Raw genomic sequence first — 16504 nt, 5'->3', positions numbered from 1 at the left:
CAGAAGTGGCACTCGTTACTTGCATCATTTTAGCGCGAGATACGCTTGGTGGGCAAGTGTAACAACTTCGGCGTCAACATTCAGCTCTGAATAGTGGGCTAATGTCTTATCAAACCCTTGTTCTGCGAACATTGCTTGTAATTCCACCGCTTGAGGGTCATCAGCGTTCTGATAAAGAAACGCAGCGGCGATACCTTTTAGCAAGTGACTATTTGGCAAGTTGTACTCTAATGTTCCGTTCAGCGGCTTAATCAAACGATCTTGTGGGCTCAACTTACGGATAGGCTGACGTCCTACACGGTCAACTTCATCACGTAAATATGGATTAGCGAAACGACCAAGAATTTTTTGAATGTACGCCGCATGGGCTTCTTTATCAAATCCATATCGACGAATCAGCACTTCACCACTTTCTTGCATCGCTGCGGTTACGTCCGCAAGAATAGCAGCATCTTCAATCGATTCTTTAATCGTTTCATGGCCCGCAAGTACCCCAAGATACGCGGTTATTAGATGTCCGGTATTGAGGGTAAACAATTTACGCTCAACAAAGGCCATTAAATTATCCGTGCACTCCATCCCCTTAATGGATGGAATCTCACCAACAAACTGAGTTTGATCAACGATCCACTCACTAAACGTTTCCACTGTGACCGCAAGTGGGTCGGTTTCACCCGCTTCCGCTGGTGGGACAATACGATCGACAGCTGAGTCTACAAAACCTATATGCTGCGAAGCAAATTGCTGAGCTTCCGTCGAAAGGTGCTCAAATACCATTTCTTTCAGCTGACTAGTACCACGTACCATGTTCTCACAAGCAATAATATTTAGCGGCGAGGTGTTACCCACAGCAATTCGCTTTTCAATGCCCTGTGCTACCGACTTGGAAATAATCTTCAAGACTGTAGGACCAACCGCGGTCGTCACCATATCGACGTCCGCAATCAGATCAATCACATCACTGCTGGTTGAGTTAATCGCCGTGACATTTGTTACTGTCTCAACAACGCAGTCCTCGCCAACAATTTTTACCGGAAATGATTGACGCTCAATAAGCGCATTGACCACTGTTTCGTTCACGTCTGCAAACGTAACATGGATACCTGCGTCGGCTAGAAGTTTACCAATGAAACCACGACCGATATTACCTGCGCCAAAATGGAGAGCTTTCATAAGATGTTTCCTAAATAAATACGAATAAAAAGAAAAAGATAAAATCAAAATGAGACCAACACGGGGGTGTTGGCCTCTTTCACTTAGGAGCGATAAATAACCCTATTTACCGTTTAAAATACGAAGAACATCCGTGGCATCAGTGGTTGATTTCAATAGCTCTACCGCTTCTTCATCATCCAATGAGTTGGTGATTGCGGTAATCACTTGGATATGCTCGTCACCCTGAGCGGCAATACCAATCACCATCTTAGCAACGTCATCTTCGTCTTCACCCCATTGAACACCTTCTGGGAATTGACAGAACACAATACCCGTTTGTTTCACAAACTGTTTGGCTTCAATCGTTCCATGAGGTACGGCAATCGACTCGCCTAAGTACGTTGATACCAATTCTTCACGAGCTAGCATTCCAGCGACGTATTGTGGTTCAACATAACCAAGCTTAACGAGTTGCTCACCAGCAAACTTGATCACCTCTTCTTTGGACTTAGGTTCCATGCCTAGGAAGATATTTTCATCTGAAAGCTTTAGCGTTCCATCATTGCTAGAGCTTGTGTTTACTGGTGCTTCAGACTTTTTTGCTTGTTGCGCCTCACTAAGGTCACTCACTAGGCCATCGTACAATGCACTATCTAGGAAGTTGTTCAGCGAAATGTGATGAGCCGTTTCTGCATGTTTACGTGCACGGTCGGTTAGGTCTTTATGTGTAATGACAATATCTGCATCTTGAGGCAGGCTGTTGATTGCTAGATTCGTCACTGAAATGTCTAGGTTTGCTGCCTCCACTTTTTTACGCAACAAGCTCGCACCCATGGCACTTGAGCCCATACCTGCATCACACGCTACGATAATTTTTCGTACTTCGGCAAGATTGAGTTCACCACCAGCCTGACCTTTTGAAGCCGCTTTCATGCCTTTCATCTGGCTTGCCGCTTTCTCCAAAGAATCTTCTTCACTTTCATTGCTGCTTTGTGTCTTCATCAGAAGCGCAGCAACTAGGAAAGACACAACCGCTGAAGCGATAACAGACAAAATCACACCAATAAACGATGCCTTTGGTGTCATCAGTAGAACCGCAAAGATAGAACCAGGGGAAGCTGGAGAAACAAGACCTGCGTTGAACATTGTTAGAGTGAATACGCCCGTCATACCACCGGCGATAACAGCAAGAATAAGGCGAGGGTTCATTAACACGTACGGGAAGTAAATTTCGTGAATACCACCGAAGAAATGAATGATTGCCGCACCTGGTGCAGATTCTTTAGCGTTGCCTTTACCAAAGAACATATAAGCAAGTAGTAGACCTAGACCAGGACCTGGGTTTGCTTCAATAAGGAAGAAGATAGATTTACCCGTTTCTTCAGCCTGTTGAATGCCCAGTGGAGAGAATATGCCGTGGTTGATTGCATTATTTAGGAACAGAATTTTCGCAGGTTCTACAAAAATTGACGTCAGTGGCAACAGACCAGCGTTAACGAGGAAGTTTACGCCAGCAGCAAGACCCGTTGACAGCATTTTTACGGCTGGACCAACAACGATAAAGGCAAGAATGGCACAGATCATACCAATGATACCTGCCGAGAAGTTGTTCACCAACATCTCAAAACCGCTCTTAACTTTGCCGTCTACCGCTTCATCAAATTTCTTGATTGCGATACCGCCTAGAGGGCCGACGATCATCGCACCCATAAACATTGGGATGTCGGTACCAACGATAACACCCATTGTGGTAATCGCACCAACTACTGCACCGCGATCACCCGCCACCATTTTACCACCGGTATAACCGATCAGCAGCGGTAGCATGTAAGTAATCATCGGACCCACCATTGAGCTCAATGTCTCATTTGGGATCCAACCAGTTGGAATGAATAGTGCCGTAATCAATCCCCAAGCGATGAATGCGCCAATGTTTGGCATCACCATGTTGGAGAGGAAACGACCAAAGTTTTGCACTTTGATTTTCGCTTCAGGAGATAACATAAGGGTGTCCTCGTTATTGTAATATTCGCTGATATTGTGTCTTCATTGACAAAAAGTGTTTTTCAAAAGTCCATATAAAAGTAACACAAGATTGCTAAAAATCGACCAATTGGCAATTTATGTGATACAAGTCACCCTAAGAAAGCGGCGTAGATAAATAAAGAGTGATCAATGTCACAACAAATCATCGTCCATAAATTACAACTGCATTTTATTGATAATGATTATCAATAACCAGTGATAAGGATCACAGATTAGAGCAAGATTACTCATTTTTAGTTAGTGATATCCATCACATAATAAAAAAGACACACTAAAATAACCAATGGTAGGTTTCTATTTTCAACCTCAAACTGGTCACATAACCATCCATATCACCTCTTTATGTAATAAAATTACATAAATGAAATCTTACTTTCAATCTCAATCTCCGTGATGGCACCCTCTATTCGACGATAGGATTAGTACCCAATAGAGTGTTGCGGTTAACCATTAATGGCCTAATTTTTGAGGGGGCAGTATTTAGCAGCGTTGTTAGCGCCGTACAAGAATTAAGATGTGAATACATGCTGCGTTGCTATTTGGCATCGAGAGCGATATTGGTATGTTTATTAAAATAGGAAAGATGCGTCAGTCTAAAGGAAAGCCATAATTTCCAACTTCTAGCGACTTCAATGGTTTTATCTCAAGACCGAGGTAGAGGAAGTTGAAGGTGGTATGACTCAGCTAGCGACTGATGAATCATTTTCTCCAATATAAAAAGCCCCCTCGGGCTCGAATCGAGGGGGCTTTGCTTTATCGCAACATCATGGTTCTCATGCGATATACGTTGCTTTCGTGTTGCTCAAGATGGGTCCACCTTAATCTCGGGTTTGAATGCCCGCTATCTGGCAACTTCCAGAATAATGGCTTCCAGTTTATCTAAGCCTTCCGCTAGTACATCAGACTCAATCGTTAATGGTGGCAATAAACGAATCACATTCGCTTTTACTCCGCAAGACAACAGAATCAACCCATTCTCTTGCGCCTTGCTAATCACGGCCTTAGTAATATCTTGACCAGGAAGCCCAGTCGAAGGATCAGTAAACTCTATCGCCATCATCGCGCCAATAGTTCGGACTTCACCAATTGCAGGCACGGTTTCTTTTAGCTTGTTGATGCGCGCATTAACTACTTCACCAATGCCCTGAGCTTTCGCACAAAGCTGCTCTTCTTCAACAATCTTAAGTACTTCTAATCCCGCAACACAGCCAAGAGGAGAGCCCGCGTAGGTGCCACCAAGGCCGCCCGGTAAAGCTGAATCCATAATCTGCGCTTTACCCACTACGGCAGAAATTGGGAATCCACCAGCAATACCTTTCGCCATTGTCATCATGTCAGGTTCAATACCCAAGTATTCTGTAGCGAACATTTTACCAGTACGTGCAAAGCCGGTTTGAATTTCATCGGCAATCAACATAATACCGTGCTCATCACATAACTGGCGCAATGCCTGAGCAAACTCTGCCGGTGCTTGATAGAAGCCACCTTCGCCCTGTACTGGCTCAAAAATGATGGCTGCCACTCGGCTTGGTTCAATGTCGCAAGCAAAGAGATCGTGTATCGCCTGAATACTCTGCTCGGTTGAAATACCATGATAAGCATTCGGATATGGTGCATGGAAAATTTCGTTCGGGAATGGTCCAAAGCCCGCTTTATAAGGCGCCACTTTACCCGTGAGTCCCATCGTCATATTAGTACGGCCATGGAATCCGCCTTTAAAGGCAATAATACCACTACGCCCCGTATGCGCGCGCGCCACTTTTACGGCATTTTCTACCGCTTCAGCGCCCGTTGTTAGGAAAATAGCCTTCTTCGGTGTATCGCCTGGTGCGATGTCGGTCAGCTTTTCTGCTAACTCAACAAACGATTCGTAAGGCGTTACCATGGCACAAGTATGAGAAAAGTTATCAATCTGCGCTTTCACGGCTTCCGAAATACGTTTATTAGAATGCCCGGTGTTAGTCACGGCAATACCCGCCGCAAAATCGATGTACTTATTACCGTCAACATCCCATACAAAGGCATTATCGGCTTTCTCAACGTAAAGGGGATAGAGTGCGCCCATGCCCTGAGCGATCACTTGGCTTCTTCTTTGGTGTAGTTGTTGATTTTTCATTGTTTATTCCTTCTTAATTGCCACCAAAACATAGGTATTTGACGTCCATATATTCGTCTATCCCTTGTCTTGCGCCTTCACGTCCGATACCCGATTGTTTCACGCCACCAAATGGCGCAACTTCTGTTGATATAATGCCTTCGTTAATACCCACCATGCCGTACTCTAGCGCTTCGGCAACCTTCCAAACTCGATGAATATTCTGACTATAGAAATATGACGCTAACCCATAAATGGTGTCGTTTGCCATTTCAATCAGCTCTTCGTCTGTTTTAAAGCGAACCACAGGGGCTACAGGGCCAAAAATCTCTTCTTGGATGATGTCCATATTATGTGTGACATCTTTGAGCACGACCGGCTGCATAAAGAGCCCATCCAATGCCTTAATTTCTGTCGTCGGTTTTGCACCTTGCTCAATAGCACGGTCGATAAGCGCTTGAATCCCCTGTTTCGCCGACGCACTGATGACAGGACCAATGTTGACCCCTTCATCCAAACCGTTGCCGATTGTAAGCTGTTGAACAGCCGCATCAAACTTAGTGACAAATTCATCGTACACTGCGTCATGTACGTAAAAGCGGTTGGCACAAACACACGTCTGTCCTGCGTTTCTAAATTTCGATGCCATCGCTCCTTGCACCGCCGCATCAATATCCGCATCATCAAAAACAATAAACGGGGCGTTGCCACCGAGCTCCATTGAGGTACGTTTAATGTCTTTCGCGCTTTGCGCCATCAATACGCTGCCTACTTGCGTTGACCCCGTGAACGATAACTTACGAATGAGTGGATGAGAGGTAAAAATCGCGCCTATTTTTCGCGAGCTCTCACCCAACACGACTTGCAATGCATCACGGGGAATACCCGCTTGATACGCTAGCTCAACCGTGGCAAATGCCGATAGCGGCGTCGAATCTGATGGCTTAACGATAAAGCTGCAACCCGCCGCCAGAGCCGGACCTGCTTTACGAGTAATCATCGCAATAGGGAAATTCCAAGGTGTAATGGCACAAGCCACACCAATGGGTTGCTTAATCGTGACTAAGCGCTTATCTGCTGTTGGACCAGGGATCGATTCCCCGTATGTCCGCTTAGCTTCCTCTGCAAACCATTCAATAAAGCTTGCGCCGTATAACACTTCACCTGCCGCTTCCGCTAATGGCTTTCCCTGCTCTAGCGTCATAATACGCGCCAAATCATCTTTATTTTCAAGGATCAATTGATACCAGCGGTTAAGCATACCTGCACGGGTTTTAGCCGGCAGTTTCGCCCACTCTTTTTGAGCAACATGGGCACGTTCAATGCTGTCCATCAATGCCGCTTCATTCGATACTGGCGCTTGACCTACTTGCTCTCCCGTTGCTGGGTTTGTCACAGTAATCGTCTGCTCAGCTGCAGAAGCCATAAAAGAGAGCAAGCTTTTATTTTGTATTTGCTGCATGGTGATTTACCTTCTTCTCGTCTTCCTTAGGCCGTACGCTTTATTCGGAAAACACCTAAATTATTAAGCAGGGATCTGCTGTGTTATACAGTGGATATTACCGCCACCCAGTAATACTTCTCTGGTTGGAATACCCACAATGTCAAAACCGGGTAGTGCTTTTTCTAATATTTCTATTGCCACACGATCGAACTGTTCATCAAGCAGTGGAAGAAATACGTGTTCATTGACCATAAGAAAGTTCGCGTACGAGGCACTTAAACGTTCGCCCTCTTGACGTACCATACCGTCACTGGATTGAATCCCTTCGGCTTCTTCTTGTGTGTAATACAAGGGACCCGGAACCGGGATTTTGATGACCTCAATTTGTCTACCTTTCGCATCATGCTGGCTAGTGAGCGCGGCATAGGCTTCGCGAGACAGTTTAAACTGTGGGTCAAAGGGGTCATCAGTCCAACTCAGTACCACTTTTGCAGGTCCAATAACATGAATCAGATTATCAACATGACCATCAGTTTCATCGTTATAAAGACCTTTCGGTAGCCAAACAATTTTCTCTGCGCCTAAATATTCACACAAGTGATGCTCAATTTCTTCACGAGCGAGCTGTGGGTTACGACCAGGACTGAGCAAGCATTCTTCCGTAGTATAGAGTGTGCCTTCTCCATCAGTATGAATAGAGCCTCCCTCCAACACGATCGGCGCTCGATAATGATCCATTCCTGCAACGTCACATACTGACTCCGCCACTTCATCATCCGCACGCCAATCATCATAAAGGCCGTTAAACTCCCCACCCCACGCGTTGAATTTCCAACTCACGCCACGACGTTCACCCAAAGCATTCACAACAACCGTCGGTCCAATATCACGCATCCAAGAGTCGTTATAATCCATTTCCACCAGCTTGATTGAGCTATGCAGTAACGTGCGAGCGCGTTCAAAATGTCCAGATGCCACAGCCACGGTCACCTGCACCACATCGGCAATGGCGTTTGCGACGTTAGCAAATGTTTGTTGAGCAGGAATAGCGTCATTTCGCCAATTGTCTTTTCGCTCTGGCCACGCTAACCACACTTCTCTCACTGGCTCAAACTCTGCTGGAAAAGAAAACCCGTCTTGTTTTGGTGTTGTTGTGAGTCTCATTGTGACCTCGCTATATCGCCATGCTCATTACGTCTTGATATAAATCAGGACGACGATCGCGGAATAAGCCCCATGCATGGCGAGCTTTGGTGGTCGCTTGCAGATCGATTTCCGCATAAATAATAGCTTCGTCTTCACGTGGTGCTTCCGCCAGTTTGCCGCCGGTGTGATCGGTAATAAACGATGAGCCATAAAAGGTGGTTTCAATGCCATCGTCAACTTCAACGCCCACACGGTTTGCCGCTACGACAGGCACCAAGTTCGCTGCAGAATGACCTTGCATGGTACGTTGCCAGTGATCGCGAGAATCCAGAGATAGATCTTGTGGTTCAGAGCCAATCGCTGTTGGGTAGAAAATCGCTTCTGCACCATTTAGCGCTAGGCTGCGCGCCAATTCAGGGAACCATTGGTCCCAACAAATACCAGCACCAAATGTACCAAATTTTGTTTTCCAAACTTTAAAGCCAGTGTCGCCAGGGCTGAAGTAGTATTTTTCGCTATAACCTGGACCATCTGGGATATGGGATTTACGGTAGTTTTCCATGATCGTGCCATCAGCATCAATCATGACAAGCGAGTTGAAAAACGTATTACCCGCCTTCTCAAAATAGCTCACAGGAATCACGACGTTTAGCTCTTTTGCAAGCTCACTCATCGTTTTTATTAGAGGGCTAGTGTCAAACTCTTCCGCAAGTTCAAAGTATTTAGACTCTTGCTTCTTACAAAAGTATGGCGCAGCAAAAAGCTCTTGCGGTACAACGACATTCGCTTCGTTTGCTGCAGCTTCACGAATCGCTGCTTTGATCTTAGCCATGTTAGCGTCAAGGTCCCATGTTTTGGACAATTGAAGCGCGGCGAATTTAACTACTCTACTCATGGGGATCTTCCTTTATCTTTGTCGTTTATTTTGGCTGATGAACGCCCGTCGTAGCAGGCGCTTCTTTTTTGTTATTTCACGTTATTGGACGGTGATTATTTTTTGCCACGGACGCGTTAGTGATGCATGTTGTTGACCTAACGCCACTATTTTCTTAAATCGCTAACTACTCTCTTAAATCGCTAACTTATCTCGTAAGTTGTAATACGCCGCGCCCATTGCCGTCATTGGAATGGCAAAATGACGTCCTCCAGGGAAGGCAATATGAGTCAGCTGTGCAAACGCATCAAAGCGTTCAGCATGACCAGCCAGAGCTTCAGCCAGTAGCTTACCCGCAAGGTGCGTACACGTAACACCATGACCACTGTAGCCTTGCAAGTAATAGATATTGTCAGCGAAAGCGCCAAATTGAGGCATACGCGAATACGTCAGTAGGAAATTACCCGTCCACTTATAATCAATACCGATGCCTTTTAACTGTGGAAAAATCTTCTCCATTTTAGGGCGCAGTAGTGATTCAATGTTTTCCGGGTCACGAGCGCCATATACCACGCCACCACCAAACAGCAGACGTTTATCAGCACTTAAACGGAAGTAATCCAACAGATAGTTACAATCTTCCACGCAGTAATCAGATGGCAAGACCTGTTGCAACTGTGCTTCTGTCAGCGGCTCGGTTGCCACAACCTGTGTCCCACAAGGGATCGCTTTGTTACTGATATTTGGCGCCAAACCACCTAAGTAAGCATTACCTGCTAAGACCATGTACTTGGCTTTCACGCTACCGTGCTCAGTATGTGCCACTGGATTCGCGCCTTTTTCGATTCTTGTTACGCCTGACTGTTCGAAAATTCGACCACCCAGAGCGGTCACTGCCGCCGCTTCTCCTAAAGCCAGTTTAAGTGGGTGAATGTGACCACCGCTCATATCAAGTAATGCGCCTTTATACGCTTTCGTTCCAACCGCAGTCTCTACTTCACCCGCGTCTAACAAACTTAACTGGTCGTTGCCATAACGTTCCCAGTGCTTTTTATGCTCTTCCAAGCCTTTCATTTGTTTAGAGTTTAGAGCCGTAAACATACCGCCTTGTTTAAAATCACAGTCAATATTGTGCTTGTCAATTAAGCCACGGATAATGCTGCCGCCTTCAAAAATCATATCGCAAAGTGCTTTCGCTTGTTTTTCACCGTAACGACTTTCAATCACGTCAACGTCACGGCTGTAGCTATTCACAATTTGTCCACCGTTACGGCCCGATGCACCAAAACCTACTTTTGCGTTTTCTAGAATAACAACCTTAAAGCCTTTCTCTGCCAAATGTAGCGCCGACGACAAACCTGAAAATCCAGCACCAACGACACACACGTCGCACTCGATATTGTCACGAAGTTGTGGGTACTCACTTACATTTAAGATTGAGTCCGCGTAGTATGAATCTGTATGTTTATTCATTATTCAATTCCTTGTTGTTGCCACGGCTTGTTCTATCCCCATAGGGCTAAGCATGACGGTACTAAGCGCTACTGGCCTAAGGTTGGAGACGTATCCACGTCGTTTTGGTTTCAGTAAATTTCTCAATGGCGTGGATCGATTTATCTCGTCCGTTTCCGCTCATTTTAAATCCACCGAATGGGACGGTCATATCGCCCTCGTTGTAGTTGTTCACCCATACTGAGCCGGCGTCTAGCTGCTTAGCAACGCGGTGGACTCGATTCAGATTATCACTCCAAAGTGCGGCACCCAGTCCGTATTTAGAGTCATTAGCAATTTGAATGGCTTCTTGCTCGGTTTTGAATGAAATCACACACAGCACGGGACCAAATATCTCTTCTTGTGCCACGCGCATTTTGTTGTCCACTTGATCAATGATGATAGGCTCAACAAAAGCGCCGACACCTGCAACATCACCCCCACAGCGAACCACTGCCCCTTCGTCTTGAGCCAATTGCACATAACCCAGTACTTTTTCTTTGTGCTCACGGTCGATCAATGCCCCCATGGATGAGGTCGGATCCATAGGATCTTTTGGCATAAAGCGCTGCGCGGCCGACATCACTTTATCAATAAAGATATCTTTAATACTTTCATGAACTAACAAGCGAGTGGCAGCCACACACACTTCGCCTTGGTTATAGAAACACCCTGCCGCCGTTTCCGCTGCAGCTTTATCAAGATCTTGATAGTCTTCAAATACGATATTGGCGTTCTTGCCGCCCGCTTCTGCCCACACTCGTTTGAGGTTGGTTTCGCCAGAGCTGATCATCAAATGCCCAGCAACACGAGTTGAGCCAGTAAATGCAATACAGTCAACATCATCATGTCTGGCAAGCGCTTCTCCGGCTTCATGACCAAACCCTGTCACTACTTGGAATGCGCCACTTGGGATCCCTGCTTCATTGGCCAATTTCCCAAGGAAAATCGCACTCAGTGAAGACTTCTCGGAAGGTTTAAGAATAACACTGTTACCCGCCGCTAATGCCGGACCTAGTTTCCAGCTTCCCAGCCAAAGTGGGAAGTTCCACGGCACTACCGCCGCCACAACACCAATGGCTTGATGAGAAACAAACGCATGGACATTTTTTTCCGTCGGAGCGACCTCACCGTACACTTTATCAATCGCTTCTGCGTACCAGCGAATGGACTGGGCGGATCCTGGGATGTCAGTCGACACACTGTGCGATATAGGCTTGCCCGTATCCAGCGTCTCTAACATGGCTAATTCTTCTGTATTGGCATCAATGAGCGCGGCAAATTTCATCAATACCGCTTTTCGATGTGAAGGAGCACTCTGGCTCCACTCACCTTCGATAAACGCTTGCCTCGCGTACTTAACCGCAAGATCCACATCGTCAGATTGACAGCGAGGAATAGTCGCTATAATTTCATCTGTCGCTGGATTGACGACCTCTAGCGTTTCACCTTGTATTGCATCACGATACTCTCCATTTAAGAAAGCTCGCTGTTCTATCGCTAATGCGTCTTTGTACTCAATCCATTGCTCTTGCGTTTTCATACACGCTCCTTGCTTACCTCAAGGTGCTAGAATGCTTTAGGCGTGTGGGCACTAATCATTCTGCATGCCTTATCGGAGTGGTTAGTAAATTTGTGAGGAATTGTGGTATCGATAACGTAAGACTCACCTTCTGTAATGAGATAAATTTCGCCATCGTATTCCAATTCAATTTCACCGTCTAAGACGGTGCCGACTTCCTCACCTTCATGTTTAATATTGGCTGACCCTGTTGTGCTATGCGGTGCATACTCTTCAATCAGGAACCCAATTTCTTGTTTATTACTGCCGTTGCTGACTAGCTTCATTGACACTAGCTTGCTGCCAATTTCAATTAACTCATCAGTCTTCACTAGCACTTTTACTTTTTTGTCACTCTGTTGCTCTAATGTAAAAAACTCGGAGAGTGACAATGAAAATTCGTTCACTATTTTTTGCAACGAACTCACCGATGGACTGACCTTGCCGTTCTCGATAGAGGAAATTGCGCTGTGTGTAATGCCCGCCTTTTCCGCCAACTCTCGCTGTGACCATCCGCGCTCTTTTCTTAGTTGCGCAATATTTTTACCAATTTGCTGGTTGTCCATTATTCAGTCCTTAAATCAATCTGAAGCGGACATAATAAATTCTTTAAATAAAATTTGTGAGAAATGATTGGTTTTTGCTTGCCATTCTGGGTGCCACTGCACGCCAACAAAGTATTTTTGCCCAGGTAAACTAAATGCTTCTACTAGACCGTCTGGTGCTTTCGCTTCAACTTTTAGTGCACTTGCCAATGTTTTTACGCCTTGGTTATGCAGTGTATTTACCTCAAACGATGACGTGTCTTGCCATTGTTCTTTCTGTAGCCATTTCGAAATAACCCCACCAGCTTCAACCAAAACAGGATGAGCAGGCGCATATTTTTCTTCAAATGCTTCTACGGGGTTTTCACGATGATCATGATAACCAGACTCATGAACGGCGGGGTCAAGTGATCCTCCCAACGCGACGTTCATTTCCTGGAAGCCCCGACAAATTCCCAAACACGGTATATTTTTATCAATCGCGTGGCGGATCAACGTGATCGCTAGTTCATCTCGGTCTTCATCTTTTTTCGCTTCTTCATGTGTCCCGTTATAGCGGTGAGGCGCAACATTAGAGTGACTGCCAGGAAACACCAACCCATCGCAAATACTGAGTACTTGATCAAGTTCAGAAGCTTCAATAGAAGAAGGAAGAATAATCGGGGTCCCACCAAAGTCTTTGATTGCCTGAAGGTAGAACTCATTCAATGCTTGTATCTGGTAACCAGCAAGTGACTTCCTGCAACTTACGAGTCCTATCATTGGTTTTTTTATTTCAGACATCATCACATCCATGTTCGATTTATTTAACAAAAACACTACAAGCCATGTACGAAATTATCAACAAGCTTGTTAAAAATAGATGCCAAAATGTGACTCTCATCCCTATTCTGGTTAAAAAAAACACTAATTTCGTTCGAAATATTGAGCAAAAGCCGATCAACTGTTACAAATTAGTTAACAAAAAATGAACTAAAAACAAACCAAGTCCAAGTAATATCGTTAATATTCAATGGCTTATTTTCATACATCGCCTTAAGCCACAATTTTACAATGGTTTTGTGGTGAGTTTGTTAAATGAAGTCTCGGTATCACTTAATACATCGGGCTATCAGGAGTAGTAAAGATGGAAGCATATCTACAGGAAGTTAAAAATTTTCGCCAAAATTGGCCTGAAATTGAGTACGTTGACCTTATATTTACCGACTTAAACGGAACCCCAAGAGGCAAACGAATCCCAGTTAATGCGCTGGACAAACTTGCTAAAGGCGTCGCACTCCCTCTTTCCACTATCTCGTTGGATACAAAAGGTGCCGTAGTTGAATCTGCAGGGTTAGGCGAAGATCTTGGTGAACCCGACAACCTATGCTTTCCCGTTCTCGGTAGCCTACTACCGACGGCAAAAGAGCAAACCGGACAAATTTTACTCAGCATGATGGAAGATGACGGTAAAACACCGCACCACCTTTTCATTCGTAATATTATCGACCGCATGCTGAATCAGCTTCACAGCAACAACCAATTTCCGGTCGTAGCACTTGAACTTGAGTTTTACCTAATCGACAAAGTACGTGGGGAGAACGGCGAGTTGCAAACCGCTATTAACCCAACAAAAAATCGTCGCGAACGTGATACCGAAGTCTACGACGTTGATGGGCTTGATGATTATGCTGATTTCCTGGCGGATTTAAACAATGCAGCCGCACAACAAGGGTTGAACACCGCAGGCGCATTGTCTGAATCGGCGCCGGGTCAATTTGAAATTAACTTTAATCACTCTCAAGATGTACTACGTGTTTGTGATGAAATCATCTTTTCAAAACGCCTCATCAAACAAATTGCTCATAAACACGGCTTTGATGCGACATTCATGGCTAAACCATTCCTAGAAGAAGCGGGCAACGGTCAACACATGCACATCAGTCTGGTTGATGACCAAGGTAACAACCTGTTCTCTCAACCAGATGACTCTGCAAGTCCGCTTTTTTATCAAACCCTTACCGCTATGCTGTCTCATATTTCTGACTCAATGGCATTGCTGTGTCCTAACGTCAACTCATACCGTCGCTTTGTCCCAGGAGCTTATGTTCCGACCAAAGCCGATTGGGGAGAGAACCACCGAGGCGTTGCCTTACGTATTCCAATCAGTGACGGAAAAAACCGTCGCATAGAGCACCGCATTGCCGGCGCTGACGTAAACCCTTACATCCTCGCTGCCGTTGTGCTCTCTGCAGTACTAGCGAGTAATAATTATAATCAAGATCAATGTCCCCCTGCCCTGAGCGATACCGCTATCGACTTGCCTACACGCATGTCCGATGCCCTAACTCAACTCGAAAACAGTGAATTAGGTGAGTATTTCTCTAAGGACTTCATCGATCTCTATCTTGCTTGCAAACAGAGTGAACTCATCGAATTTGAGCGCATCATCACGCCGCTAGAAATCGACTGGATGTTACACTCGGCATAACAGAAGGAATTTGTTTCTATGACTACCCAAACCAAGGCGCTGGATGCGCCGTTTAAGCTCAGTAGTAAACACGTGGCAGTAAGTCTTAGCATCGTGTTTTTGTTCATCACTTTCACCACGATTGGATTGAATCACATTCCAGGTGAAAGTTATGGATGGATGAGTTTATTACCCACGAGTTTAGTTTTGGTCTTTGCCTTAACGACACACCGAACCGTCGAAGCACTCTTTAGCGGCACCATTGCAGGTGTTCTGCTGATTAACCCTACCGAAGCTGTTGAACAAATCGTTGGCATCTCTATGGATGTCATGATGAATGAGACCATTGCTTGGATCATTTTGGTCTGCGGCTTAATGGGCGGGCTAATTGCAGTGCTAGAAAAAGGCGGCAGTATCTTAAGCTTTAGTGACATGCTGGTTAATAAAGTTAAAAGCCGTAATCAATCACTTTTGATGACCTTTTTCCTCGGCATTTTGATTTTTATTGATGATTACCTTAATGCAATTGCTATCTCGTCATCGATGAAAAAAATCACCGATAGCTACCAAGTATCTCGTGAAAAACTGGCATATATGGTGGACTCTACCGCCGCCCCTATCTGTATTTTGGTGCCAATTTCCACCTGGGCTATTTTCTTTAGTTCCTTATTGGAAGCCAATGGCGTCGCCGAACCAGGTCAAGGTATTGCTGCTTATATTCAAGCCATTCCTTACATGGCGTACGGTTGGGTAACATTGATTATTGTATTCCTAGTCGCAATGGGCAAAATGCCAGATCTAGGCGCGATGAAAATTGCGGAAGCACGGGCGAAAAATGGCCAAGTAAAACCGGATGGTGCGACGGATATCGATTTTGGTGCGGACATAAAAGCGCATTCAAATCCAACGATGGGTTTGATTAACTTCATGCTACCAATGATTGTTCTTGTTGGGGCGAGTTGGTACTTTGGGATTGATCTACTGGCCGGCGTCTTTGTTGCCATTATTTTTACCATCTGTTTTTACGGCATCCAAAAGCTCGTCACGATGAATGAGTTATTTGATGCAGTTTACGATGGTATTAAGGTCATGCTACTGCCACTTGCGACCGTTATTGGTGGCTTCATGCTGAAAAGTGTCAATGATTCTCTTGGCCTCACTCAGTTTGTCATTGAAACCGCGAGCCCATACTTGTCGCCACAGTACTTTCCTGCACTTATCTTCTTGATTACTGGTGGACTTGTCTTTGCGTCAGCCTCGTCATGGGGAACCTTTGCAGTAGCAATGCCTATTATTTTGCCTCTAGCAAACCAAATTGGTGTTCCATTGCACCTGACCATTGCAGCGATGCTTTCGGCTTCTGCGGCGGGTAGTCACTCATGTTTCTTTAGTGACTCTACCGTCTTGTCAGCACAAGGCTCAGGGTGTACATCCATGCAGCATGCCACCACTCAGTTCCCATATGCTCTGATTGGTATTATTGCGACCACACTATTCTTTATCGTTGTTGCCTAAGTTAAGAGATAGCCAACAAGGATAGAACTCAAAAGGGATGCCACTCAGCCGGCATCCCTTTTCTTATTCTTACCTGTCACTTATTCTTACTAGTCAATTGTTCTTACTCATCAATTGTTCTTGCTGGACAATTATTCTTACTCATCAATTATCGTTACCCAACAACTATGACTATAACTACCA

At 45.2% G+C, this 16504-nt stretch carries 12 protein-coding genes; 2 read left to right on the top strand and 10 right to left on the bottom strand.

Annotated elements, in window-relative coordinates; all coding sequences use genetic code 11:
- Window positions 1–24: 24 nt before the first annotated feature.
- The 10 genes from M9196_RS11555 to M9196_RS11510 all read right to left on the bottom strand — a co-directional run bounded on the left by M9196_RS11555 (window position 25) and on the right by M9196_RS11510 (window position 13140).
- Window positions 25–1173: a mannitol-1-phosphate 5-dehydrogenase gene (locus tag M9196_RS11555; RefSeq protein WP_250617700.1), complete on the bottom strand. Its 1149-nt coding sequence runs from the start codon at window positions 1171–1173 to the stop codon at window positions 25–27.
- A 102-nt stretch (window positions 1174–1275) separates the two neighbouring features.
- Window positions 1276–3159, bottom strand: a complete 1884-nt coding sequence (locus tag M9196_RS11550) for a PTS mannitol transporter subunit IICBA (RefSeq protein ID WP_250617699.1) — start codon at window positions 3157–3159, stop codon at window positions 1276–1278.
- 883 nt (window positions 3160–4042) lie between these two features.
- Window positions 4043–5317, bottom strand: a complete 1275-nt coding sequence (gabT, locus tag M9196_RS11545) for a 4-aminobutyrate--2-oxoglutarate transaminase (RefSeq protein ID WP_250617698.1) — start codon at window positions 5315–5317, stop codon at window positions 4043–4045.
- 13 nt (window positions 5318–5330) lie between these two features.
- Window positions 5331–6758 (bottom strand): NAD-dependent succinate-semialdehyde dehydrogenase, encoded by a 1428-nt coding sequence (locus M9196_RS11540; RefSeq protein ID WP_250617697.1) that lies wholly within the window; start codon window positions 6756–6758, stop codon window positions 5331–5333.
- Window positions 6759–6821: 63 nt separating this feature from the next.
- The gene (gene aguA / locus M9196_RS11535; RefSeq protein ID WP_250617696.1) at window positions 6822–7904 is read right to left on the bottom strand and encodes an agmatine deiminase; all 1083 of its coding nucleotides are present in this window, start codon (window positions 7902–7904) and stop codon (window positions 6822–6824) included.
- Between the two features lie 10 nt (window positions 7905–7914).
- Window positions 7915–8781 (bottom strand): N-carbamoylputrescine amidase, encoded by an 867-nt coding sequence (gene aguB / locus M9196_RS11530; protein ID WP_250617695.1) that lies wholly within the window; start codon window positions 8779–8781, stop codon window positions 7915–7917.
- A 174-nt stretch (window positions 8782–8955) separates the two neighbouring features.
- A complete protein-coding gene (locus M9196_RS11525; protein ID WP_250617694.1) occupies window positions 8956–10233 on the bottom strand; it encodes an NAD(P)/FAD-dependent oxidoreductase in 1278 nt (425 codons plus the stop codon).
- Window positions 10234–10309: 76 nt separating this feature from the next.
- On the bottom strand, window positions 10310–11794 hold the full coding sequence (locus tag M9196_RS11520) for an aldehyde dehydrogenase (protein WP_250617693.1): 1485 nt from the start codon (window positions 11792–11794) through the stop codon (window positions 10310–10312).
- A gap of 26 nt (window positions 11795–11820) precedes the next feature.
- The gene (puuR, locus tag M9196_RS11515; protein WP_250617692.1) at window positions 11821–12378 is read right to left on the bottom strand and encodes an HTH-type transcriptional regulator PuuR; all 558 of its coding nucleotides are present in this window, start codon (window positions 12376–12378) and stop codon (window positions 11821–11823) included.
- A 15-nt stretch (window positions 12379–12393) separates the two neighbouring features.
- Complete coding sequence (locus tag M9196_RS11510; protein ID WP_250617691.1) at window positions 12394–13140, bottom strand: gamma-glutamyl-gamma-aminobutyrate hydrolase family protein; 747 nt, start codon at window positions 13138–13140, stop codon at window positions 12394–12396.
- A gap of 343 nt (window positions 13141–13483) precedes the next feature.
- Between M9196_RS11510 and M9196_RS11505 the strand changes: the two genes are divergently transcribed.
- Together M9196_RS11505 and M9196_RS11500 are read left to right on the top strand one after the other, a co-directional pair.
- Window positions 13484–14827 (top strand): glutamine synthetase family protein, encoded by a 1344-nt coding sequence (locus M9196_RS11505; protein WP_250617690.1) that lies wholly within the window; start codon window positions 13484–13486, stop codon window positions 14825–14827.
- A gap of 18 nt (window positions 14828–14845) precedes the next feature.
- Window positions 14846–16321 carry a Na+/H+ antiporter NhaC family protein gene (locus M9196_RS11500; RefSeq protein WP_250617689.1) on the top strand — a complete coding sequence of 492 codons (1476 nt, stop codon included), beginning with the start codon at window positions 14846–14848 and terminating at the stop codon, window positions 16319–16321.
- The last annotated feature ends 183 nt before the right edge of the window (window positions 16322–16504 follow it).

Origin of the sequence: Vibrio methylphosphonaticus (assembly GCF_023634655.1) — a bacterium.
Classification (GTDB): Bacteria; Pseudomonadota; Gammaproteobacteria; order Enterobacterales; family Vibrionaceae; genus Vibrio; species Vibrio methylphosphonaticus.
This window is presented reverse-complemented; position numbering and strand designations above follow the sequence as displayed.